The organism is Paenibacillus sp. 05T425, assembly GCF_056396205.1.
Map to the genome: position 1 here is coordinate 1 of NZ_JBFTLA010000107.1, position 444 is coordinate 444.

Consider the following 444-nt stretch of genomic DNA (forward strand, 5'->3'; position numbering starts at 1 on the left):
GCGCGGTGACGGTGAAGGTGCCGCTCTGGGTCAGCGCCGATGCATCAGGGCTGCTGCCGTCGCTGAGGTTTTTTTCGTAGACGGTCAGTTCGCCGCCGTTGACGTTCAGGCCATCGAGCGTCACCAGGTCGTCGTTGTTATGGATGTTCAGCACCAGCGTCGCGGTGCTGGTATCGCCATCGGAATCGGTAAGGGTGTAGACGAAATTTTCGGTGCCGTTGCCACCGCCGTGCARGGCTTTGAAATCGGCRTCGYTGGTGTTCAGGGTGTAGGTGTASGTGCCGTTGGCRTTSARYACCARGGTRCCGAACGTCCCGGTGAARGTRCCGCCGATGATCGGCCCGCTGTCGGGGCCGGTGGCAATGCGGTCGGCGCCCTGGACGTCGTTGGGCAGCACGCTGCCGGTCAGGGTCAGCAGGGTTTCCGACGCGGTATGGGCGTTGC

At 63.0% G+C, this 444-nt stretch carries 1 protein-coding gene; it reads right to left on the minus strand.

Translation table 11 applies throughout. The features are described from left to right. Window positions 1–444, minus strand: a 444-nt coding sequence (locus AC1DF0_RS32310) for an Ig-like domain-containing protein (protein ID WP_477577670.1), incomplete at both ends; no start/stop codon positions are given.